This window comes from Bradyrhizobium sp. USDA 4461 (genome assembly GCF_054055655.1).
Genome location: NZ_JBSRXM010000001.1, coordinates 8,363,577 through 8,384,450, shown reverse-complemented (window position 1 = coordinate 8,384,450; position 20,874 = coordinate 8,363,577). Strand labels below are relative to the sequence as shown.

At 65.8% G+C, this 20,874-nt stretch carries 22 protein-coding genes; 15 read left to right on the top strand and 7 right to left on the bottom strand.

Annotated features, from left to right (window positions below):
- The 3 genes from ACVINW_RS39170 to ACVINW_RS39160 are packed head-to-tail and all read right to left on the bottom strand — an operon-like array spanning window position 1 to window position 2,554.
- Window positions 1–693, bottom strand: coding sequence for a DUF1045 domain-containing protein (locus ACVINW_RS39170; protein WP_456756243.1), 693 nt, complete (start codon window positions 691–693; stop codon window positions 1–3).
- Window positions 694–713: 20 nt separating this feature from the next.
- On the bottom strand, window positions 714–1,892 hold the full coding sequence (locus ACVINW_RS39165) for an alpha-D-ribose 1-methylphosphonate 5-triphosphate diphosphatase (RefSeq protein ID WP_456756242.1): 1,179 nt from the start codon (window positions 1,890–1,892) through the stop codon (window positions 714–716).
- Window positions 1,889–2,554, bottom strand: a complete 666-nt coding sequence (locus tag ACVINW_RS39160) for a transferase hexapeptide repeat family protein (protein ID WP_456756599.1) — start codon at window positions 2,552–2,554, stop codon at window positions 1,889–1,891. Before ACVINW_RS39160 ends, ACVINW_RS39165 begins: the two co-directional genes overlap by 4 nt.
- Window positions 2,555–2,755: 201 nt before the next feature.
- Between ACVINW_RS39160 and phnC the strand changes: the two genes are divergently transcribed.
- The 4 genes from phnC to phnE (ACVINW_RS39140) all read left to right on the top strand — a co-directional run bounded on the left by phnC (window position 2,756) and on the right by phnE (ACVINW_RS39140) (window position 6,395).
- The gene (gene phnC / locus ACVINW_RS39155; RefSeq protein WP_456756241.1) at window positions 2,756–3,571 is read left to right on the top strand and encodes a phosphonate ABC transporter ATP-binding protein; all 816 of its coding nucleotides are present in this window, start codon (window positions 2,756–2,758) and stop codon (window positions 3,569–3,571) included.
- A gap of 80 nt (window positions 3,572–3,651) precedes the next feature.
- Window positions 3,652–4,584, top strand: a complete 933-nt coding sequence (gene phnD, locus ACVINW_RS39150) for a phosphonate ABC transporter substrate-binding protein (protein WP_456756240.1) — start codon at window positions 3,652–3,654, stop codon at window positions 4,582–4,584.
- A gap of 81 nt (window positions 4,585–4,665) precedes the next feature.
- Window positions 4,666–5,550, top strand: coding sequence for a phosphonate ABC transporter, permease protein PhnE (gene phnE, locus ACVINW_RS39145; RefSeq protein ID WP_456756239.1), 885 nt, complete (start codon window positions 4,666–4,668; stop codon window positions 5,548–5,550).
- Window positions 5,547–6,395: a phosphonate ABC transporter, permease protein PhnE gene (gene phnE / locus ACVINW_RS39140; protein ID WP_456756238.1), complete on the top strand. Its 849-nt coding sequence runs from the start codon at window positions 5,547–5,549 to the stop codon at window positions 6,393–6,395. Before phnE (ACVINW_RS39145) ends, phnE (ACVINW_RS39140) begins: the two co-directional genes overlap by 4 nt.
- A 153-nt stretch (window positions 6,396–6,548) precedes the next feature.
- On the opposite strand, the gene phnF is transcribed toward phnE (ACVINW_RS39140), so the two are convergent.
- On the bottom strand, window positions 6,549–7,274 hold the full coding sequence (phnF, locus tag ACVINW_RS39135; RefSeq protein ID WP_456756237.1) for a phosphonate metabolism transcriptional regulator PhnF: 726 nt from the start codon (window positions 7,272–7,274) through the stop codon (window positions 6,549–6,551).
- Between the two features lie 104 nt (window positions 7,275–7,378).
- On the opposite strand from phnF, the gene phnG reads away from it, so the two are divergent.
- The 9 genes from phnG to ACVINW_RS39090 are packed head-to-tail and all read left to right on the top strand — an operon-like array spanning window position 7,379 to window position 14,333.
- Complete coding sequence (phnG, locus tag ACVINW_RS39130) at window positions 7,379–7,840, top strand: phosphonate C-P lyase system protein PhnG (protein ID WP_456756236.1); 462 nt, start codon at window positions 7,379–7,381, stop codon at window positions 7,838–7,840.
- 4 nt (window positions 7,841–7,844) lie between these two features.
- Window positions 7,845–8,453: a phosphonate C-P lyase system protein PhnH gene (gene phnH, locus ACVINW_RS39125; protein ID WP_456756235.1), complete on the top strand. Its 609-nt coding sequence runs from the start codon at window positions 7,845–7,847 to the stop codon at window positions 8,451–8,453.
- Between the two features lie 3 nt (window positions 8,454–8,456).
- Window positions 8,457–9,560 (top strand): carbon-phosphorus lyase complex subunit PhnI, encoded by a 1,104-nt coding sequence (locus tag ACVINW_RS39120; protein ID WP_456756234.1) that lies wholly within the window; start codon window positions 8,457–8,459, stop codon window positions 9,558–9,560.
- Window positions 9,557–10,441: an alpha-D-ribose 1-methylphosphonate 5-phosphate C-P-lyase PhnJ gene (locus ACVINW_RS39115; RefSeq protein WP_456756233.1), complete on the top strand. Its 885-nt coding sequence runs from the start codon at window positions 9,557–9,559 to the stop codon at window positions 10,439–10,441. The genes ACVINW_RS39120 and ACVINW_RS39115 overlap by 4 nt, the downstream gene beginning before the upstream one ends.
- Complete coding sequence (phnK, locus tag ACVINW_RS39110) at window positions 10,434–11,231, top strand: phosphonate C-P lyase system protein PhnK (RefSeq protein WP_456756232.1); 798 nt, start codon at window positions 10,434–10,436, stop codon at window positions 11,229–11,231. The genes ACVINW_RS39115 and phnK overlap by 8 nt, the downstream gene beginning before the upstream one ends.
- A gap of 8 nt (window positions 11,232–11,239) precedes the next feature.
- On the top strand, window positions 11,240–11,938 hold the full coding sequence (gene phnL / locus ACVINW_RS39105; RefSeq protein ID WP_456756231.1) for a phosphonate C-P lyase system protein PhnL: 699 nt from the start codon (window positions 11,240–11,242) through the stop codon (window positions 11,936–11,938).
- 13 nt (window positions 11,939–11,951) lie between these two features.
- Window positions 11,952–13,106, top strand: a complete 1,155-nt coding sequence (locus ACVINW_RS39100; RefSeq protein ID WP_456756230.1) for an alpha-D-ribose 1-methylphosphonate 5-triphosphate diphosphatase — start codon at window positions 11,952–11,954, stop codon at window positions 13,104–13,106.
- Window positions 13,103–13,699: a phosphonate metabolism protein/1,5-bisphosphokinase (PRPP-forming) PhnN gene (phnN, locus tag ACVINW_RS39095; RefSeq protein ID WP_456756229.1), complete on the top strand. Its 597-nt coding sequence runs from the start codon at window positions 13,103–13,105 to the stop codon at window positions 13,697–13,699. Before ACVINW_RS39100 ends, phnN begins: the two co-directional genes overlap by 4 nt.
- A 22-nt stretch (window positions 13,700–13,721) precedes the next feature.
- Window positions 13,722–14,333, top strand: coding sequence for a pyridoxamine 5'-phosphate oxidase family protein (locus ACVINW_RS39090; RefSeq protein ID WP_456756228.1), 612 nt, complete (start codon window positions 13,722–13,724; stop codon window positions 14,331–14,333).
- A 13-nt stretch (window positions 14,334–14,346) separates the two neighbouring features.
- Here ACVINW_RS39090 and ACVINW_RS39085 read toward each other — a convergent pair whose 3' ends face one another.
- A complete protein-coding gene (locus tag ACVINW_RS39085; protein WP_456756227.1) occupies window positions 14,347–14,946 on the bottom strand; it encodes a TetR/AcrR family transcriptional regulator in 600 nt (199 codons plus the stop codon).
- A gap of 204 nt (window positions 14,947–15,150) precedes the next feature.
- Between ACVINW_RS39085 and ACVINW_RS39080 the strand changes: the two genes are divergently transcribed.
- Window positions 15,151–16,395, top strand: a complete 1,245-nt coding sequence (locus ACVINW_RS39080; RefSeq protein ID WP_456756226.1) for an efflux RND transporter periplasmic adaptor subunit — start codon at window positions 15,151–15,153, stop codon at window positions 16,393–16,395.
- 23 nt (window positions 16,396–16,418) lie between these two features.
- Window positions 16,419–19,601: an efflux RND transporter permease subunit gene (locus tag ACVINW_RS39075; protein ID WP_456756225.1), complete on the top strand. Its 3,183-nt coding sequence runs from the start codon at window positions 16,419–16,421 to the stop codon at window positions 19,599–19,601.
- A gap of 36 nt (window positions 19,602–19,637) precedes the next feature.
- Here ACVINW_RS39075 and ACVINW_RS39070 read toward each other — a convergent pair whose 3' ends face one another.
- On the bottom strand, window positions 19,638–19,856 hold the full coding sequence (locus tag ACVINW_RS39070; RefSeq protein WP_456756224.1) for a hypothetical protein: 219 nt from the start codon (window positions 19,854–19,856) through the stop codon (window positions 19,638–19,640).
- Window positions 19,857–20,072: 216 nt separating this feature from the next.
- Window positions 20,073–20,873 carry an SDR family NAD(P)-dependent oxidoreductase gene (locus ACVINW_RS39065; protein WP_456756223.1) on the bottom strand — a complete coding sequence of 267 codons (801 nt, stop codon included), beginning with the start codon at window positions 20,871–20,873 and terminating at the stop codon, window positions 20,073–20,075.
- Window position 20,874 lies beyond the last annotated feature (1 nt).

The following is a 20,874-nucleotide window of genomic DNA, read 5'->3' as shown; positions in this document are numbered from 1 at the left end:
CTATTGCGCGCGCAAGGGCCAGCTGTCGATGATCCGGAACCTGGATGCACGATCGGCTTGCTTGAACAGCGCGATGCGGTCGATCGCGAGCGTCGCAAGCTCGATCGCCGCGAACCGCTCGCGCAGTTGCGCCACGATCGGGCCGCGCCGTTCGTCGCTCAACCGCCCGGTCAGCGTCATGTGGAAGCGGAATTCCTCCATGACGTAGGGATAGCCCCAGCGGTCGAGATAGTCGCGCTGCCGCTCCGTGAGCCGTTCGGGCTTGCGCCGCGCGCGATCGTCCGGCGTGAGCGGCGCGCGAAACCTGTCGAATTCGGTGACGCAGTCGGCGGCCAGCCGCTGCAATTCGTCCGAGCGGCTGGCCGGGATCACGGCAATGAAGCCGCTGATGGCATCGACCACCGGTTCGATCACGGGAATGCGCCGTGCGCGGCTGGCGAAGGCGGCGCAGGCGTCAAGAAGTTCGGACTCGCTCCTGCCGTCGGCGAGCGCAGTGGGCGCCTTCAGCGTGGCGTGAAAACCGTATTTGCGCGGATCCGCCGTCACCTCGCGCCAGTCGGGCGCGACGCCATCGGGAAACGGCAGGTCGTTGCCGTCAACGGCATCGTAGCCGAGCAGCGTCGAGCCGAAGCGATGCAAGGCGCTGTCGGGCGGCGGCGTATAATAGATCGCGTAGCGCGGGATGGAGGTCATGGCGGCAGAATAGAGCTTGACTACGCGGCCGCAACCGCCTTGCGCGGCGCGAACGAATGAACGAGGCAGCTTGCGTCCGCCAGATGCACCAGCCGCCCGGCCGCGATCACCGCGACGATGCGCGGGCGCATTGGCACCTTGTCGTCGACGACGATGACGTCGGCGCGGCGGCCGGCGGCGAGCACACCGCGATCGGCGAGCCCGGCGGCGCGCGCCGGCGCCGACGAGATCAGGTCCCACGCCTCGGTAAGCGGCAGGATGCCGTCGGCGGCGAGCCGGAACGCTGCGAGCAGCTGCGCCGGATAATAATAATCCGACGCCAGCACCGAGCAGAGGCCCTGCGCGATCATGTCGGAGGCCTTGGTCCAGCCGGTGTGGCTGCCGCCGCGCACCACGTTGGGCGCGCCGAACACGATGAAGTCGCCGGCAGCCGCGGCATCGCGCGCGGTCTCCTCGTTGACGGGGAATTCGGCGATCGTGGCGCCGAGCGCACGAAACTCCTGGCGCATCGCCGGGCTGTTGTCGTCATGCGACAGCATGCGGATATCAGCCGCGCGTGCAGCCGCAGCCAGCCGCCTGATCGAGGCCGGCACCTCGGGACGGCGCGCCACGATCCGATCGAGCATGTCGTTGACGGCGTCGACGGAGAGTCCGCTACGTTCGGCGAGCTGGTTGCGCTTCTTCGGCTTGACGTTGCTGTGGTCGTTGAAGGCGAACAGATCGATGCGGCCTTCGGTGAGCCATTGAATGATCTCGGCCTCGGCGTCGAGATTGTGGGTCTCGTGACGCAGATGGAAGCGGGTATCGGCGGCGAGCTGCGGCCGCAGCGCCTCGATCGCATCGAGCAGCTTGCGCGCGTTCTCAGCGCTGCGCAGGCCAGGCTCCCACGACCAGGTGGTGCCGTGGAACACGGTGGTGATGCCGTTGGCGATCGCCTGGCGGTCGCTGTCAACAATCGCCACGTCGGTCGGGAAGTCAACACCTGGGCGCGGCATCATCTGCCGCTCGAACGCATCGCCGTGCAGATCGATGATGCCGGGCAGCACCAGCAGGCCCTTGGCATCGATATGAAGCGCGGCGCGACCCTGCTCGGCGTCCAGCGCGCCGATGTCGCGGCCGGCGGTCCGCAGCGAGGTCTCGACCAATGCCCCGTCAACCAGCGCGCGCCCGCCTTCGATGAAGATATCTTCCCCCGTCACGATGCGGCGCTCCGTTGTTTGTCCAGTGATTGGGATACGGCCTCGGCCTCATACTTGTCGAGGAATTCTTCGGCCGTGAGCTTGCGAAAATCGGGCAGCACACGACGAAGTGTTTCGTGATCCCAGTCCCACCATGCGAGCGCCGCGAGGCGATCCGCCGTGGTCTCGGAAAAGCGCCGCTTGATCGGACGCGCCGGATTGCCGGCAACGATCGTATAGGCGGGGACATCCTTGGTCACGATCGCACCGGCGGCGACCACGGCGCCGGTTCCGATGTTCCGTCCCGGCAGCAGGATCGCGCCGTGACCGATCCAGACGTCATGGCCGATATGCACGTGATGCGCACGTCGCCAGTTGAAGAAATCGACGTCGTCGCTCTCTCTGGGGAAGTAGGCGCTGGCGCGGTAGGTGAAGTGCGCCTGCGTCGCGCGATGCATCGGATGGTTGCCGGGGTTGATCCGGGTCATCGCCGCGATCGAGCAGAACTTGCCGATCGAGGTGTAGGTGATCTGGCTGTCGTTCACGACGTAGGAATAGTCATCCATGCTGACTTCAAGCAGGATCGTGCGCGCGCCGACCTCGGTATATTTGCCGAGCTTGCTCTCGCGGACCGACGCGGTCGGGTCGATGGTCGGCACAACCGAGAGTGTTTTTCCGGCCATCAGGGCCCTCCGCAATTCTTGCAAATCGTTGGCTTCCGGGGAGATGGGGCCCGTCATCGGGATGCTTGATGACGGCATCATGACGTTACAATGACGACATGCGAGCGGGTGTGGACGATCGCCGCACCGCAACGTCACGTCACATAACTGTAAAACGCCGGGGATAGCGATGGCCCAAACGCGACGCGGTTGGAGCATTGCATGCTGGTGGTGGAAGGTTTGACGTGCCGGTTCGGCACAAAAGCCGCAGTCGACAACGCATCGTTTTCGATCGCGCCGGGCAGCTTTGTCGGTGTGATCGGCCGCTCCGGTGCCGGCAAGTCGACCCTGCTGCGGATGATCAACCGTCTCGCCGATCCGACCTCCGGCCGCATCCTGTTCGAGGGCATCGACGTCACCGCGCTGCGCGGCAAGGAGCTGCGGCAGTGGCGGGCACGTTCGGCGATGATCTTCCAGCAGTTCAATCTGGTCGGTAGGCTCGACGTGCTGACCAATGTGCTGATGGGCCGGCTTGCGCAGATTCCGTCCTGGCGCTCGCTGGCGCAGGTCTGGCCGGAGCAGGACAGGGCGCTGGCGATGTCCGCGCTCGATCAGTTCGATATTGCCCAGCTCGCGGCGCAGCGCGCCGACCAGCTTTCCGGCGGCCAGCAGCAGCGCGTTGCGATCGCCCGCGCGCTGGTGCAGGAGCCCGATATCATCCTCGCCGACGAGCCGATCGCCTCGCTCGATCCGCGGAACACCAAGATCGTGATGGATGCGCTGCTGCGCATCAACAAGCATTTCCGCATCACGGTGCTCTGCAACCTGCACTCGCTCGAGCTGGCGCGAACCTATTGCGACCGCCTGGTCGGCATGGCGGCCGGCCGCGTGGTGTTCGACGGCGCACCTGCGGCGCTGACCGACCATATCGCCCGCGAGCTCTATGACCTCGAGGCCAATGACGTCATCGGCGCGGCGCCGCTGCCCGCGCCCGACGGTGCGACCGCGCCGGCGCTCGGCACCGCTGCCGCGGCCTGAGCGTCGCGCATTTTTCTTGATCTGCGAGGCTGGGCGTTTTGCCCGGCCAACAGGTGTGTAACCACAAAAGAGGGGTAGTCATGTTCACTCGTCGCATCATTCTGGTCGGCGCTGCCGCGCTGGCCTTCGCCGGTTCGGCGTCCGCGCAGGACTGGAAGGCCAAATATCCGGAGCTCACCTTCGCGGTGGTGCCGGCCGAGAACGCTTCGGGCGTCACCGAGCGCTGGACGCCGTTCGTGGCGTATCTATCGAAGGAGCTCGGCGTGAAGGTCACGCTGCGCATCGCCAACGACTACGCCGCCGTGATCGAAGGTCAGCGCGCCGGCAACATCCAGATCGCCAGCTACGGTTCGGCGTCGTTCGCCCGCGCACGCCTCACCGGCGTCAAGACCGACGCCTTCGCCAACGACATGAACCAGGACGGTTCGACCGGCTACTACTCGGTGTTTTACGTGAAGGCGTCGAGCCCCTACAAGAAGGTCGAGGATCTGAAGGGCAAGAACCTCGGCCTGGTCGACCCGAATTCGACATCGGGCAACAACGTGCCGCGCTTCGAACTCGACAAAATGGGCATTCCCGATGCCGAGGGCTATTTCGGCAAGGTCGTGTTCACGGGCAGCCACGAAAACGCCGTGCTGGCGCTGGCGCAGGGCACCGTCGACATGGCGGCCAATCAGTGGACCAACGACGACGATTCGACGCTCGCGCAGATGCTGACCAAGGGCATGCTGAAGAACGCCGACGGCTCGGCGATGAAGAAGGACGACTTCCGCATCATCAACAAGTCGTCGCCGATCATCAACGGCCCCTACGCCTATAACTCCGACCTTCCGGAGGACCTGAAGGCGGCGATCGCCAAGGCCTTCTTCGACGCGCCGACCAAGGACAAGGCCGCGTTCGACCGTCTCTCCGACGGCCAGAAGAAGGGTTTCCATCCCGCCACGACCAAGGATTGGGACAGCACGATCGAGCTGATCAAGTTCGTCGACAGGCTGCGCAAGAAGGCGAGCTGATCGCACCACGGAGACATGCGGAGCCGGGTTTTTCATAACCCGGCTCTTTCCGTTGAACCTCCAGCTCGGCTGATCAACACGATGGCAACTGCCGTATCCATCCTTCCGGCCCAGCAACTGGCGGTGCTGGAAGACGCCTATCGCAAGGCGGTTGCACGCAAGCGGCTCAGGGGCGCGCTGGCGACCGCGGCGTTCTGCGTCGCCCTGGTCGTCGCCGCGTTCGGCGCCGAGGTGAACCTGCGCACGCTGTTCACCTATTTCGGCAATTTCGTCAGTTATTTCGATCGCATCCTCACGCTCGATTCCGGCGCGCGGGTCTGGACCGACCCCGCCGAATGGTTCTGGGGCTGGCACAAATGGCTGAGGATGCTCGGCGAGACGATCCTGATCAGCTATGTCGGCACGCTGACCGGTGCGGTATTCGCCTTCGCGCTCAATTTCTTCGCCGCCCAAAATACCTCGCCGGGGCCCTGGGTGCGCTTCATCATCCGCCGCCTGCTGGAATTCGCCCGCACCGTGCCCGGCATCGTGTTCGCGCTGATCTTCGTGATCGCGTTCGGCCTCGGCCCGATGGCCGGCGTGCTGGCGATCGCGATCCACACCACAGGCGCGCTCGGCAAGCTGTTTGCCGAGATCGTCGAAAATGCCGACATGAAGCCGGTCGAGGGCATCCGCTCCACCGGCGCGAGCTGGCTGTCCTGCATGCGCTTTGCCATCCTCCCGCAGGTCTCGGCCGGCTATGCGAGCTATGCGCTGCTGCGCTTCGAGATCAATGTCCGCGAGGCGTCGGTGATGGGTTTCGTCGGCGCCGGCGGCATCGGCCAGGAGCTTGTGGTCGCGATCCGCAAGTTCTATTACTCGGACGTCAGCGCCATCCTCGTCACCATCATCCTCACCGTCTTCATCATCGACATCTCGACCGGCTGGCTGCGCGGCCGGCTGTTCGGCAAGGAGACGCGCCGATGAGCCAGATGCCGAAGCCGGATGCCGCCGAGCTCCGTGCGAAATATCCCGACGCCTTCGAGCGGCCGGCATCGGCGCGGCTGGCATTGCCCGCGATGATCGCGGTCGCGTTCGCGATCTTCGTGTTCGGCCTGGTCGATCTCGACTTCTCGCCGTCCAGGCTGATCTCGGGCGTCGGCCAGCTCGGCTGGATCACCATGCTGATGATCCCGCCGAATCCCGGCGCATCATTCCCGCTCTACATGCAGGCGCTCGGCGAGACGCTGTCGATCGCGCTGCTCGGCACCACGCTTGCGGCGCTGTTGGCGCTGCCGGTCAGCCTGCTGGCGGCCCGCAACGTCATCCCCTCGAATTTCATCCGATTCCCGGTGCGGCGCTTCCTGGACACGATCCGCGGCGTCGATACGCTGATCTGGGCGCTGGTCTGGATCAACGTCGTCGGGCTCGGCCCGTTCGCCGGCGTGCTCGCGATCATGGTCTCCGACTTCGGCGCATTCGGAAAATTGTTCTCCGAGGCGATCGAGGCGGCCGACCGCAAGCAGGTCGAGGGCATCCGCGCTTCCGGCGGCAATGCACTTCATGAGATCCGCTTCGGGCTGCTGCCGCAGGTGCTGCCTGTGATCGCCGGACAGGTGCTGTATTTCATCGAGTCGAACACCCGCTCGGCCACCATCATCGGCATCGTCGGCGCCGGCGGCATCGGCCTGCAGCTCGCCGAGCAGATCCGCGTGCTGGAATGGCAGAAGGTGTCGTTCCTGATCCTGATGATCCTGATCGCGGTCGCCGCGATCGACTTCATCTCGAGCAAGCTGCGCTTCGCCATCATCGGACGGCGAGCGGTGGCGTAGGACTCCACCTCGCCCCGCTCTTGCGGGGAGAGGTCGGATTGCGAAGCAATCCGGGTGAGGGGTGCTCCCCCGTGCTCATATCTGTCGAATTCGCGGAGACAGCCCCTCACCCCAACCCTCTCCCCGCAAGAGCGGGGCGAGAGAGCAGAGCGATCAGCCGTTCTCGACCAGAAACTCGACGCGCTCGGCGGCGAAGCGCGAGCGCTTGGTCACCAGCGGCTGGTCCAGCATGTCGACATCGGTGGCATCGACCACCAGCACCGGCCGTCCCAGCGGCAGGTCGAGCCGCGCCGCATCGGTGGCATCGGCAATCGCCGCGGTGATCCGGGTCGAGGCGCGGTGATAATCCTTCACGCCGTAATGTCCGAGCAGCTTGGTCATCGAGTGGACATTGGCGAACACGTTGCCGGCATCCGGAAATCGCTCGGCTGACAGCCATGTGGTGGAGACGCAGATCGGTGTCCGGTCGGCAAGCCGCACCGCTTCGATCCGGATCAGCGGCGCACCGATCTTCAGGCCCAGTTCACGCGCGATCTCGCGGTTGGCAATATCCTCACCGGCCTCGATCAGCTGGCCACGCGGTTCGTGGCCGCCGGCGCCGACGATCTCCGAGAACCGCGTGCGCGAGCGCAGCGGATAGGCGAGGCGCTGGGCTTCGACATAGGTGCCGCTGCCGCGCTCGGCGCGCACCAGTCCGCGCTCCGCCAATGCGGCGAGCGCGCGCCGCACGGTGTGGCGATTGACGCGGTAAGTCTCGGCGATCTCCATCTCGCCGGGCAGCTTTTCGCCCGCGGCAAAGCGGCCGTCAGCGATGCCGCGCTCGATGCCGTCGGCGACCTGCCGCCACAAGGCGACGCCGGAACTTTCCTGCATGCTCATCGCGCGGTGATACCAGAAATCTTCGGTTTGTCACGAAACAGTCATGGCGCTCCGCTATCAAGTTGTCTAGTATCATAGACAACTTGATACAAGCAAGGTTGCCAATGAGTTCGACCGGATCAAACAGCAAACAGGCCCAGCGCAAGGCTGCGATGACGGTGCTGGCGCACTCCGCGGCTGCGGATATCGCGGGCAGGCTGGCGGCGATCGCAATGCCCGCGCACGAGAACCTCCGTGAACCGGAAAACGGCCTTGTGATGCTGCGCGGACGGATCGGCGGCGACGGCGCGCCGTTCAATCTCGGCGAGGCGACGGTCTCGCGCGCGGCGGTGCGGCTTGCCACCGGCGAGGTCGGCTTCGGCTACACGCTCGGCCGCGATGCAGAGAAGGCGCGGATGATCGCGCTGTGCGACGCCATGGTGCAATCGGCGGCGTTGTCCGGCGAGGTGGAGACCAAGGTGATCGCGCCGCTACGTGCCGCGATGGATGCCGAGCGCGCCCGCAAGGCTGCGGAGACCGCGGCGACGCGGGTCGATTTCTACACGATGGTGCGCGGTGAGGGGTGATGCAATGACGACGATTGCCGAAATGCCCGCAGGCTTTGCCGACAAGGTGCTGTCGGCGCAATCCACCTTCCGTTCCGTGATGGATGCGATGGCGCGTCCAGGCAGCGTGCAGCGCGTCGCAGCAAGCGTCGGGGTGCCCGCCGGCATGATGCGCGGCTCGGCCGCGATCGCGCTGACGCTGTTCGATCACGACACGCCGATCTGGCTCGATGCCGCGATGTCGGCGACGCCGGACGTCGCCCGCTGGCTGAAATTTCACGCCGGCGCGCCGGTGGTTGGGGATTCCTCGATCGCAAGCTTCGCGCTGATCGGCGATGCCGCGAACCTGCTGGCGTTGGAGCGCTTCGCGTTCGGCAGCAGCGAATATCCGGACCGCTCGACCACGCTGATTCTCCAGGTCGACAGCCTGACCCAGGGGCCGGCCTTCGAGCTGAAAGGACCCGGCATCGACGGTAGCGCGTTGCTGCAGGCGATGATCAAGCCGCGCGACCTGTTCCAGCGGCTTGCAATCAACGAAGTCCTGTTCCCGCGCGGCATCGATGTCGTGCTGGTCCATGACGATGCCATTGTCGCGATCCCGCGCACCACGCGGCTGATCGCAAGCGGAGTGTGAGCGATGTATGTAGCCGTCAAGGGAGGCGAACGCGCCATCGAGAACGCTCATCGCCTGCTGGCGCATGAGCGGCGGGGCGATCGCGATGTACCCGAGGTGACGCTGGCGCAGATCTCCGAGCAGCTCGCGCTCGGCGTCGATCGCGTGATGACCGAGGGCTCGCTATACGACCGCGAGTTGGCGGCGCTGGCGATCAAGCAGGCGCGCGGCGACATGATCGAGGCGATCTTCCTGGTCCGCGCCTTCCGTGCCACGCTGCCGCGCTTCGGCGCCACCGAACCGGTCGACACCGGCGAGATGCTGGTGCGGCGGCGGATCTCCTCGACCTTCAAGGACGTCCCGGGCGGCCAGATCCTCGGGCCGACTTTCGACTACACCCACCGCCTGCTCGACCCGCAGCTCGCGGAAGGCTTTGTGCCGGAGCAGCCGGCCACCGCGGAGGCCTCGCAGGCGGCCACGCCGCGGGTCACCGATATCCTCGGCCGCGATGGCCTGATCGAATCCTCGCCGCAGGCGGAGGCCGACGCGCCGGTCGGCGACCTCACGCGCGAGCCGCTGAGCTTCCCGGCCGATCGCGATCTGCGGCTGCAGAATTTGGCGCGCGGCGACGAGGGCTTCCTGCTCGCGCTCGGCTATTCGACGCAGCGTGGCTATGGCCGCAATCATCCCTTCGCCGGCGAGATTCGCTTCGGCGAGGTCGAGGTCGAGCTGTTCGCCGAGGACGTCGGATTCGCGGTGCCGCTCGGCTCGATCGAGCTGACCGAATGCCAGATGGTCAACCAGTTCAAGGGCTCGACATCAGAGGCGCCGTGCTTCACCCGCGGCTATGGCCTCGCCTTCGGCCAGAGCGAGCGCAAGACCATGTCGATGGCGCTGGTCGACCGCGCGCTGCGGGCACGTGAGCTCGGCGAGGATGCGGCGGCGCCGGCGCAGGACGAGGAGTTCGTGATGTCGCACTCCGACAATGTGCAGTCGACCGGCTTCGTCGAGCATCTCAAGCTGCCGCATTATGTCGACTTCCAGTCCGAGCTCGGCCTGCTGCGCAAGCTGCGGCAGGAATTTGCCGAGGCCAATCAGGCGATCGAACTGCAGGAGGCCGCGGAATGAGCGCGCCGACATACAATTTCGCTTATCTCGACGAGCAGACCAAGCGGATGATCCGCCGCGCGATCCTCAAGGCGATCGCGATCCCCGGCTACCAGGTGCCGTTCGCCAGCCGCGAGATGCCGATGCCCTATGGCTGGGGCACCGGCGGCGTGCAGGTGACGGCCGCGATCCTCGGTCCCGACGACGTGCTGAAGGTGATCGACCAGGGCTCGGACGACACCACCAACGCGATCTCGATCCGCAAATTCTTCGGCAAGACCGCGGGTGTCGCGACCACGACCTCGACCACGGACGCGACCGTGATCCAGACCAGGCACCGCATTCCCGAGGCGTCGCTGCATGAAAGCCAGGTGCTGGTCTATCAGGTGCCGATCCCCGAGCCGCTGCGCTTCCTGGAGCCGCGCGAGACCGAGACGCGGCGGATGCACGCGCTCGCCGAATACGGGCTGATGCATGTCAAGCTCTACGAGGACATCGCGCGCTTCGGCCACATCGCGACCGCCTACGCCTATCCGGTGAAGGTGAATGCGCGCTATGTGATGGACCCTTCGCCGACGCCGAAATTCGACAATCCGAAGATGGACAATTGCGCTGCGTTGCAGCTGTTCGGCGCCGGGCGCGAGAAGCGCATCTATGCGATCCCGCCCTACACCACGGTGGTGTCGCTGGATTTCGAGGATCACCCGTTCACGCGCTACCGCTTCAACGCGCCCTGCGCGCTGTGCGGCGCCGACAATTCCTATCTCGACGAGATCGTCACCGACGACAGAGGCGGGCGGATGTTCGTCTGCTCCGACACCGACTTCTGCGAGCAGCGCCAGGCCGCCGGCCATCACGGCACCGAGAGCGCCGCGCCGCACAAGGAGAAGGCGCATGTCTGAGCTCGCAACCCTCGACAACGACCAGCCGCTGCTGGTGGCCGAAGGGCTCGCCAAGAATTACGGCCGGCTTCCCGCCTGCCGCGACGTCTCGTTCGCGCTGTATCCCGGCGAGGTGCTGGCGATCGTCGGCGAGTCCGGTTCGGGCAAGTCGACCTTGCTGCAACTGCTTTCGGCGCAGCTCGCGCCGAGCGCGGGCCGGGTGTCGTACCGGATGCGCGACGGCGTGCTGCGCGATCTCGCCGAGCTCGGCGAGGCCGAGCGGCGCTTCCTGTTCCGCACCGACTGGGGCTTTGTGCATCAGGACCCGGCGCAGGGATTGCGCATGGGCGTCTCGGCCGGCGCCAATGTCGGCGAACGGCTGATGGCTGTGGGGTGGAATCACTACGGCCGGATCCGCGACACCGCATCGACCTGGCTGGAGCGGGTCGAGATCGATGTCGGCCGTATCGACGACGCGCCGAAAACCTATTCCGGCGGCATGCGGCAGCGATTGCAGATCGCGCGCAACCTCGTCACCGAGCCGCGGCTGGTGTTCATGGACGAGCCGACCGGCGGCCTCGACGTCTCGGTGCAGGCGCGGCTGCTCGACCTGATGCGCAACCTGGTCAGCGAGCTTGGCCTCGCCGCCATCGTCGTGACCCACGATCTCGCCGTTGCGCGCCTGCTGTCGCATCGCGTGATGGTGATGAAGGGCGGCCGCGTGATCGAGACCGGTCTCACCGACCAGGTGCTCGACGATCCGCGCGAGCCCTACACCCAGCTGCTCGTTTCCTCGATCCTGCCGCCATGAGCTTGCCAATGACCGCGATGATCGAACTTGCCAACGCCGAGAAGACCTTCACCATGCATCTGCAGGGCGGCGTCGAACTGCCCGTGGTGCGTGGCGTCTCGTTCCACGTCGTCGCAGGCGAATGCGTGGTGCTGTCGGGCCCGTCGGGCGCCGGCAAATCCTCGATTCTGAAGATGATCTTCGGCAACTATCGCTGCGACAGCGGCCGGATCGGCATCCGCCACCACGGCACGGTGATCGACCTTGCGACCGCCGAGCCGCGCCAGGTGCTCAGCATCCGCCGCTCGACCATCGGCTATGTGAGCCAGTTCCTGCGCGCGGTGCCGCGGGTGGCGACCATCGACGTCGTCGCCGAGCCGCTGATCGTCAACGGCGTGACGCGCGAGGAGGCCCGCGAGCGCGCCGGGAAGCTGCTGCGCCGGCTCAACATCCCGGAGCGGCTGTGGACATTGCCGCCCTCGACCTTCTCCGGCGGCGAGCAGCAGCGCGTCAACATCGCGCGCGGCTTCATCTCGGATCTGCCGATCCTGTTGCTGGACGAACCGACCGCTTCGCTCGACGCGGCGAATCGCGCCGTGGTGGTCGAGCTGATTGCTGAGAAAAAGACCAAGGGCGTCGCCATGGTCGCCATTGTCCATGACGACGAAATCCGTCATCTGATCGCCGACCGGATCGTCGACGTCACCTCGTTCGCCGCTGCCGCCTGAAGGACCGTTTGCAATGACCGCCAAGCAAGACACCATCATCGGCAACGCCCGGCTGGTCCTCGCCGATCGCGTGATCGAGCAGGGCTGGCTCGCGATCGCGGATGGCAAGATCGCCGAGTTCGGCGAGGGCAGGGCGCCGGAGGCTGCCGAGGATGCCGGCGGCGATCTGCTGATGCCCGGGCTGATCGAGCTGCACACCGACCATCTCGAGATGCACTACGTGCCGCGGCCGAAAGTGTTCTGGAATCCGGTTGCCGCCGTGATCTCCTATGATGGCCAGCTCGCGACCTCGGGCATCACCACGGTGCTGGATTCGCTGCGGGTCTGGCGCGAGGACGGCGCCGAGGATGTCGACGGCCGCGCCGGCGTCCTGGCGGCGGCGATCTCGGCCGCGCGCGAGGAGAACCTGCTGCGCGCCGATCACTTCCTGCATCTGCGCTGCGAGGTGCCGATGCCTGACGTCGTCGCCGAGGCCAAGGAGCTGATCGACCGGCCCGACGTGCGGCTGATGTCGCTGATGGACCACACGCCGGGCCAGCGCCAGTTCCGCGACGAGGTCAAGCTGCGCGACTACTATCGCGGCAAGGGCGGCGGCATGACCGACGCCCAGCTCGACGTGCTGTTCGCGCGGCGCTTCGCCTACCAGAAGGAATATGCCGTCGCCAACACCCGCGCGATCGTGGCGCTGGCGCATGCGCACCGGATCCCGCTGGCGAGCCATGACGACACCACGGACGAGAACGTGGTCGACGCCGTCAACGACAAGGTCGCGGTCGCGGAATTCCCGACCACGATGGAAGCCGCGCGCGGCCTGCATGCGGCAGGCATCGACATCCTGATGGGGGCGCCGAACGTGGTCCGCGGCGGCTCGCACTCCGGCAATATCGCCGCGGTCGATCTCGCCAATGAGGGCATGCTCGACATCCTGTCGTCGGATTACATTCCGTCGAGCCTGCTGATGGCGGCGCTGCAATTGCCGCGGCATGTGCCGGCGATCGATCTCGCCTCCGCGGTCCGCACCGTGACCAAGACGCCGGCCGAAGCCGTCGGGCTCTCAGATCGCGGCGAGATCGCGGTCGGCCGGCGCGCCGATCTGATCCGCGTCCACGTCGCGCGCGATCTGCCGGTGGTGCGCAGCGTCTGGCGCGAAGGGGGGAGGGTGGCGTGACCGACGCGTCCGTCATCGCCGGGCCGCATGCCAGCACGATCGGTCCCGGCCGGTTGATCCTGGTGGTCGGCCCGAGCGGCGCCGGCAAGGATACGCTGCTGGGGCTCGCGAAAGCGGCCTGCGCCGGTGATCGTGACATCGTGTTTCCCCGCCGCCTGATCACCCGCCGGGCCTCGGCGTCGGAAGACAATGAGGAGGTCAGCGCGGAAACATTCCAGAACGCCGCTGCCGCCGGCGACTATGCGATGCACTGGGAAGCGCACGGCCATCGCTATGCGCTGTCGCGGACGATCGACGACGAGATCCGCGCCGGGCGCACCGTGATCGCGAACGTGTCGCGCACCGTGATCGCGGCGGCGCGGCGCAACTATGCCAATGCGGTCGTGGTGTCGATCTCGGCGCCGCCGGACGTGCTGGCGGCACGGCTGGCCGCGCGGGCGCGCAGCAGCGACGGCCTGCTCGCGCAGCGGCTGTCTCGTACCGTCGACGAGAGCACGGCGACGCCCGATTTCACCATCGTCAATTCCGGCACCGCCGAATATCACGCGCGACAGCTGGTCCGCATCATCAAGGGCGAGCGCTGGGACGACTAACCACAGAGGGAGAACAGCACTGATGTCGGTGATCTCTACGATCGAGCAGCTTGAGGCGATCTACGGCTTTCCGAACGACGCGTCGACCGTGAAGGTCGCCGATCATGTGACGCCGCTCTATCGTGTGCTCATCGAGAAATCGCCATTCGTGTCGCTTGCAACCTCTGGCCCCGAGGGGCTCGATTGCTCGCCGCGCGGCGACCTGCCAGGTTTTGTCCGCATCCATGATCCGAAGACGCTGATGATGCCGGATCGCCGCGGCAACAATCGCTGCGATTCGCTGCGCAACATCGTGCGCGATCCCCGCGTCGGGCTGCTGTTCCTGATTCCGGGCTCGGGCAGCACGCTGCGCGTCAACGGCCGCGCCTATGTCACGGCCGAGCCGGAGCTGCTCGCCTCCTTCAAGATGGAAGGCAAGGCGCCGCGCACGGTGATCGTGATGACTGTGGACGAAATCTACTTCCAGTGCGCCCGCGCGATCGTGCGCTCCGATCTCTGGAATCCCGATAAGCGGGTCGATCCGACGACGCTGCCGACGCCGGGCCAGATCCTCGCCGAGATGAGCGAGCACACGGTCGGCGGCGAGACATATGATCGCGAGTGGCCGGAGCGTGCGCGCCAGACGATGTGGTGACGTAACGGGCCGCTCAGCCCTTCGCCTGCTCGTCGAACGCCTTCAGCGACACCGCAGCGATCTCGCGCAGCGCGTTGCGGTCGGCACCCGAGGAGGCCATCACGCACATGCCTGACGTCACCGCGGAGAGATAGCGCGCAAGCGTGGCTGGATCGACGTTCTCGCCGAGGTCACCTTCGGCCTTGGCGCGGTCGAAGCGATTGCGCAACTGGTCCTCGGTTCGGGTGCGACGCGCCGCCAGTTCAAACGGAACGTTCTCCGAGCCGGTGCCGCAGGCAAGGCCGCCCTGCACCAGCAGACAGCCGGGCGGGTTGGCGGGGTCGGTCTGGGCGTCCGCATGCTCCATCACGAATCGTTCGGCCACCTCGTGCGCGGTCGGGGCATCGAGCACCCGGTCCATCCAGGCGTCGCGCTTCTCGGTGTAGCGGTCGAGCGCGGCCTTCAGCAGGCCTTCCTTGCTGCCAAAGGCAGCGTACAGGCTCGGCGGATTGATGCTCATCGCCTCGGTGAGCTGCGCGATCGTCGCGCCCTCGTAACCATGGCGCCAGAACACATCCATGGCCCGGTCCAAAGCGGCGTCCGCGTCGAAGGCGCGGGGGCGTCCCATTCCCATGTGTCGTTGCTCCGTAAGCCGGGTGCCGTTTCTGCGACGGATTGCCCCTGGCTTATCCTCTTGTTGCACGTGATGTTTTTCCGCGTCTTCCCATTTCCCCACAAAATGCGATAATAATTCATAGTGCTCGATACATAAGTATCTTGCGAACCGGCGTCCAGCTCCACATCTGTAGCGAACACTACAGATATCTGGAGCGCGTGAATGCCCCCGTCAACCCAAAATCCCCGTTCCGGCCGTTTCCGACGCGTCGCCGGCGGTGCCGTGATCCTTGCTGCCCTCGCGGTGGCCGGTTCGATCGCGACCGGCCATTATTTCCATGCCGCCCAGGCGACTGCCACGGCCGCCGCCCCCGAGCCGGCGGTGCCGGTCACCGTGGCTGTGATCCAGCCGCGGCCGACCGCCTTGTTCGATGACTTCTCCGGCCGGCTCGAGGCCGTCGACCGCGTCCAGCTCCGGCCGCGGGTGGCCGGCGCGATCCTGTCGACCAATTTCACCGAGGGCGCCCTGGTGAAAGCCGGCGATGTCCTGTTCAAGATCGATCCCGCGCCTTACGCGGCCGAGGTCGATCGGGCCCAGGCGCAGCTCGAGGCCGCCAGAGCCCGCGCGGTCTTTGCCGCCAATGAGGTTGAGCGCGGCGCGCAACTGGTCGGCAACAACATCGTGACCAAGCGCGATTTCGACCAGCGCGACAACACCAATCGCGAGGCGATCGCCAACGTCAAGGCCGCCGAAGCCGCGTTGCAGACCGCAAAGCTCAACCTCGATTACACCGAAGTCCGCGCGCCGGTTGACGGCCGGGTCGGCAAAATCGAGGTCACGGTCGGCAATCTCGTTGCGGCCGGGACCTCGTCCCCGGTGCTGACCTCGCTGGTCTCGGTCAATCCGATCTATGCGAGCTTCGATGCCGACGAGGAAGTCGTGCTGCGCGCGCTGAACTCGATCGCGGATGCCTCCGGCAAGCGCGGCAATCTCGACCAGATCCCGGTCGACATGGTCACCTCAGGCGGCCTCAGCGCCAAGGGGCACATCCAGCTGATCGATAACCAGGTCAACGGCCAGAGCGGCACCATCCGCGTCCGCGCGGTGTTCAACAACGACGACGGGCGATTGATTCCCGGCCAGTTCGCCCGCGTGCGCATGGGCCAGCCCAAGCAGCAGACCCTGGTGCTGATCGACGAGCGCGCGGTCGGCACCGACCAGGACAAGAAGTTCGTCATGCTGGTCGGCGACGACAGCCGCGCGGTCTACCGCTCGGTCACGCTTGGCGGCGCGGTCGATGGCCTGCGGATCGTCACCGCCGGCCTGAAATCCGGCGACCGCATCGTCGTCAACGGCCTGCAGCGCGTGCGCCCCGGTGCGCTTCTGAAGATGGAAGTCGCCGAGATGGGCGCCCGCGGCATGCAGCAGGCATCCACTGAAACCAACCAGCACGTCGTGCAGCGCTAGGCGCTGCGCGCGGGGGCGGAGCCATGAATCTCTCAAAATTCTTCATCGACCGGCCGATCTTCGCCGGCGTGCTATCGATCCTGATCTTCCTGGCTGGCCTGATCTCGCTGGTGGCGATGCCGATCTCGGAATATCCCGACGTGGTGCCGCCGTCGGTCGTGGTGCGCGCGACCTATCCCGGAGCCAATCCGAAGGTGATCGCGGAGACGGTGGCCACGCCGATCGAGGAGCAGATCAACGGCGTCGAGGGCATGCTCTATATGTCGAGCCAGGCGACCACCGACGGCGCGATGACGCTGACGGTGACGTTCCGGCTCGGCACCGACCCCGACAAGGCCACCCAGCTGGTGCAGAACCGGGTGCAGCAGGCCGAGCCGCGCCTGCCGGCCGTGGTCCGCCAGCTCGGCATCATCACCAAGAAGAGCTCGCCCGACCTCACCATGGTCGTGCATCTGCTGTCGCCGAACAACCGCTACGACATGACGTATCTGCGCAACTACGCGGTGCTCAACGTCAAGGACCGGCTGGCGCGGATCGACGGCGTCGGCGATGTCCAGCTCTACGGCGCCGGCGACTATTCGATGCGGGTCTGGGTCGATCCGCAGAAGGCGGCCGAGCATGCGCTGACCGCGAGCGACGTGGTGCGCGCGATCCAAGCGCAGAACGTCGAGGCCGCCGCCGGCGTGGTCGGCTCCTCGCCGAGCGTCAAGGGCCTTGACCTGCAGCTTTCCGTCAACGCCGAGGGGCGGCTGTCGACCGAGGAGCAGTTCGGCGACATCGTGGTCAAGACCGGCGCGGCCGGCGAAGTGGTGCGGCTGCGCGACGTCGCGCGGATCGAGCTCGGCGCCTCCGAATACGGCCTGCGCTCGCTGCTCGACAACAAGCAGGCGGTCGCGATCCCGATCTTCCAGGCGCCGGGCTCGAACGCGCTGGAGATCTCCGATCACGTCCGCGCCACCATGGCCGAGATCAAGAAGAACATGCCGGAGGGCGTGTCCTACCAGATCGTCTACGATCCGACGCAGTTCGTGCGCTCCTCGATCGAGGCCGTCATCCACACGCTGCTCGAGGCGATCGCGCTGGTCGTGCTGGTCGTGATCCTGTTCCTGCAGACCTGGCGTGCCTCGATCATTCCGTTGATCGCGGTCCCGGTGTCGATCGTCGGCACCTTCGCTGTCATGCATGTGTTCGGCTTCTCGATCAACGCGCTCAGCCTGTTCGGACTGGTGCTGGCGATCGGCATCGTGGTCGACGATGCCATCGTCGTGGTCGAGAACGTCGAGCGCAACATCGAATCCGGGCTGTCGCCGCGCGACGCCACCAACCAGGCGATGCGCGAAGTGTCCGGCCCGATCATCGCGATCGCGCTGGTCCTGATCGCGGTGTTCGTGCCGCTCGCCTTCATCTCCGGCCTCACCGGGCAGTTCTACAAGCAGTTCGCGCTGACCATTGCGATCTCGACCGTGATCTCGGCGATCAACTCGCTGACGCTGTCGCCGGCGCTGTCGGCGCTGCTCTTGAAGGGCCATCACGAACCGAAGGACTGGCTGAGCCGGATCATGGAACGGTCGCTGAGCTGGTTCTTCCGCGGCTTCAACAAGGTCTTCACCAAGTCCTCGGAGAACTACGGCCGTACCGTCACCAAGGTGATCTACGGCAAGGCCGTGGTGATCGGCCTCTACGTGCTCCTGATCGGCGTGACCGGCGTGCTGTTCAAGCAGGTGCCGTCGGGCTTCGTGCCGGGCCAGGACAAGCAGTATCTGGTCGGCTTTGCCCGGCTGCCCGACGGCGCGACGCTCGACCGCACCGAGGAAGTGATCCGCAAGATGAGCGACATCGCGCTGACCCAGCCGGGTGTCGAAAGCTCGGTGGCATTCCCCGGCCTGTCGATCTCCGGCTTCACCAACTCCTCCAACGCCGGCATCGTGTTTTCGACGTTGAAGCCGTTCGACGAGCGCAAGGATCCGTCGCTCTCGGGACCTGCGATCGCGATGGCGCTGAACAAGAAGTATGCCGGCATCCAGGACGCTTTCATCGCCATGTTCCCGCCGCCGCCGGTCAACGGTCTCGGCACCATCGGCGGCTTCAAGCTGCAGATCGAGGACCGTGCCGGCCTCGGCTATGAGGCGCTGAACGACGCCACCAAGGCGTTCATGGGCGCGATCCAGAAGGCGCCGGAGATCGCCGGTGCATTCTCGAGCTTCCAGGTCAACGTGCCGCAGCTGTTCGCCGACATCGACCGCACCAAGGCGTTGCAGCTCGGCGTGCCCGTGACGGAAGTCTTCAATACGCTGCAGATCTATCTCGGTTCCTACTATGTCAACGACTTCAACAAATTCGGCCGCACCTATTCGGTCTATGTGCAGGCCGACGCGCCGTTCCGCGCGCGTGCCGACGACATCAGGCAGTTGAAGGTGCGTTCGTCGTCCGGCGACATGGTGCCGCTGTCGGCGCTGTTGAAGGTCCGCCAGAGCGCGGGTCCGGAACGTGCGATCCGCTACAACGGCTTCCTGTCGTCGGACATCAACGCCGCGGCCGCGCCCGGCTATTCCTCCGGCCAGGCGCAGGAGGCGGCGACGCGGATCGCGGCCGAAGTGTTGCCGCCGGGCTTTGCCTTCGAATGGACCGACCTGACCTATCAGGAGTTCATCGCCGGCAATTCCGGGCTCTGGGTGTTTCCGCTTGCGATCCTCCTGGTGTTCCTGGTGCTCGCCGCGCTTTATGAGAGCCTGGCGTTGCCGCTCTCGATCATCATGATCGTGCCGATGGGCCTGCTGGCCGCGATGTTCGGCGTCTGGCTGTCGAAGGGCGACAACAACGTCTTCACCCAGATCGGCCTGATCGTGCTGGTCGGCTTGTCGGCCAAGAACGCCATCCTGATCGTCGAGTTCGCGCGCGAGCTCGAATTCGCCGGGCGCTCACCGATTCGCGCCGCGATCGAGGCGAGCCGGCTGCGGCTGCGGCCGATCCTGATGACGTCGATGGCGTTCATCATGGGCGTGCTGCCGCTGGTGCTGTCGACCGGCGCGGGTTCGGAGATGCGGCGCGCGATGGGCGTCGCGGTGTTCTCCGGCATGATCGGCGTCACGGTGTTCGGCCTGTTCCTGACGCCGGTGTTCTATGTGCTGCTGCGCAGCCTCACCGGCATGAAGCCGCTGACGCAGCACGGCGAGGCGACGATCCCCGGAAAAGCACACGCGGCATGATGCCGCGTGTGCAAGCTTGATGTCAGCTTCGAAGGATCAGGCTGCGATATCGAGCAGCAGCAGCGACGAACCGCGGACCAGCACCTTGCGGCCCGCGGGCGTCAGTTCAAACGAATCGCCGCGCATGGCGACGTAGCCGAGCGTGATCAGGCTCTCGACGGCAAATCGGTTCAGCCGTGACGGGTTTGCTGCGGGAGCCCGCAGCGCTTTCAGCGCATCCCACTGATCGGGTCTGAGTTCGAATTCTTCGCTCATCGGTCCAGGCACTCCAGAAGTTCTTGGCGTGCGAGATACCGAGCGCAGATGAATTTCGTGCGACCACAACGAGTCAGGATTTCGATTTATGTGGACGCGCCGTCACATCGCCGTGTCATTGGAATACTTCAATTTTTTCGAATCATTGCGGCGCAATAACGCGTGATTGCGTCACATAGATTAACCGCGCGTGGTCACATAGGTTAATCGTCCGGGTTAACCGCGCCGCACGCTTGCGCCGCCATCGACCGGCAACGTGACACCGGTCACGAAATTCGCCTCATCAGAGGCGAGAAACAGCGCGGCATTGGCGACATCCCAGCCGGTGCCCATCTTGTGACGCAGCGGCACCTTGCTGTCGCGCTCGGCCTCGACCTCGGCGCGGCTCTTCTTGAATTCGCGCGCCCGCGTGTCCACCGCCATCGGCGTGTTCATCAATCCCGGCAGGATCACGTTTGCGCGAACGCCATATTGCGCATTCTGATAGGCGAGCTGTTCGGTGAAGGCGATCATCGCCGCCTTGGTCGCCTTGTAGGCGACGTAGGGATAGGTCGTGATCGCGGCCATCGACGAGATGTTGATGATCGAGCCGCGCTCCTGCCGGCGCATGATCGGGATCACGTGCTTGGCGGCGAGGATGCAGCTCTTCAGGTTGATCGCCACGCAGCGGTCGAACGCCTCCTCGGTGAGGTCGAGCAGTTCGGCATCGCCGCCGGACAGGCTGACGCCGACATTGTTGTGCAGGATATCGACGCTGCCCCAGCGGCCATGCGCATCCGCCACCATCGCCTTGATGTCGGCATTCCTGGTGACGTCGGCCTTGAAGGCAAGTGACGTGCCGCCCTTGGCCGCGATCAGGTCGACGGTCTCCTGTGCCGATGCCAAATTGTGATCGACACACAGCACCTTGGCGCCTTCGCGGGCGAAGGTCAGCGCAGTGGCGCGGCCGTTGCCGATACCCTCGCCGGGGCTCTGGCCGGCGCCGACGACGATGGCGACGCGATCTTTAAGGCGCATG

Excerpts from the sequence above, each read along its gene's own strand:
- ACVINW_RS39170 (WP_456756243.1), bottom strand. The coding sequence starts at position 693 with ATGACCTCCATCCCGCGCTACGCGATCTATTATACGCCGCCGCCCGAC.
- ACVINW_RS39160 (WP_456756599.1), bottom strand. The coding sequence starts at position 2,554 with ATGGCCGGAAAAACACTCTCGGTTGTGCCGACCATCGACCCGACCGCG.
- phnC (WP_456756241.1), top strand. The coding sequence starts at position 2,756 with ATGCTGGTGGTGGAAGGTTTGACGTGCCGGTTCGGCACAAAAGCCGCA.
- phnD (WP_456756240.1), top strand. The coding sequence starts at position 3,652 with ATGTTCACTCGTCGCATCATTCTGGTCGGCGCTGCCGCGCTGGCCTTC.
- phnE (WP_456756239.1), top strand. The coding sequence starts at position 4,666 with ATGGCAACTGCCGTATCCATCCTTCCGGCCCAGCAACTGGCGGTGCTG.
- phnE (WP_456756238.1), top strand. The coding sequence starts at position 5,547 with ATGAGCCAGATGCCGAAGCCGGATGCCGCCGAGCTCCGTGCGAAATAT.
- phnF (WP_456756237.1), bottom strand. The coding sequence starts at position 7,274 with ATGAGCATGCAGGAAAGTTCCGGCGTCGCCTTGTGGCGGCAGGTCGCC.
- phnG (WP_456756236.1), top strand. The coding sequence starts at position 7,379 with ATGAGTTCGACCGGATCAAACAGCAAACAGGCCCAGCGCAAGGCTGCG.
- phnH (WP_456756235.1), top strand. The coding sequence starts at position 7,845 with ATGACGACGATTGCCGAAATGCCCGCAGGCTTTGCCGACAAGGTGCTG.
- ACVINW_RS39120 (WP_456756234.1), top strand. The coding sequence starts at position 8,457 with ATGTATGTAGCCGTCAAGGGAGGCGAACGCGCCATCGAGAACGCTCAT.
- ACVINW_RS39115 (WP_456756233.1), top strand. The coding sequence starts at position 9,557 with ATGAGCGCGCCGACATACAATTTCGCTTATCTCGACGAGCAGACCAAG.
- phnK (WP_456756232.1), top strand. The coding sequence starts at position 10,434 with ATGTCTGAGCTCGCAACCCTCGACAACGACCAGCCGCTGCTGGTGGCC.
- phnL (WP_456756231.1), top strand. The coding sequence starts at position 11,240 with ATGACCGCGATGATCGAACTTGCCAACGCCGAGAAGACCTTCACCATG.
- ACVINW_RS39100 (WP_456756230.1), top strand. The coding sequence starts at position 11,952 with ATGACCGCCAAGCAAGACACCATCATCGGCAACGCCCGGCTGGTCCTC.
- ACVINW_RS39090 (WP_456756228.1), top strand. The coding sequence starts at position 13,722 with ATGTCGGTGATCTCTACGATCGAGCAGCTTGAGGCGATCTACGGCTTT.
- ACVINW_RS39085 (WP_456756227.1), bottom strand. The coding sequence starts at position 14,946 with ATGGGAATGGGACGCCCCCGCGCCTTCGACGCGGACGCCGCTTTGGAC.
- ACVINW_RS39080 (WP_456756226.1), top strand. The coding sequence starts at position 15,151 with ATGCCCCCGTCAACCCAAAATCCCCGTTCCGGCCGTTTCCGACGCGTC.
- ACVINW_RS39075 (WP_456756225.1), top strand. The coding sequence starts at position 16,419 with ATGAATCTCTCAAAATTCTTCATCGACCGGCCGATCTTCGCCGGCGTG.
- ACVINW_RS39070 (WP_456756224.1), bottom strand. The coding sequence starts at position 19,856 with ATGAGCGAAGAATTCGAACTCAGACCCGATCAGTGGGATGCGCTGAAA.
- ACVINW_RS39065 (WP_456756223.1), bottom strand. The coding sequence starts at position 20,873 with ATGCGCCTTAAAGATCGCGTCGCCATCGTCGTCGGCGCCGGCCAGAGC.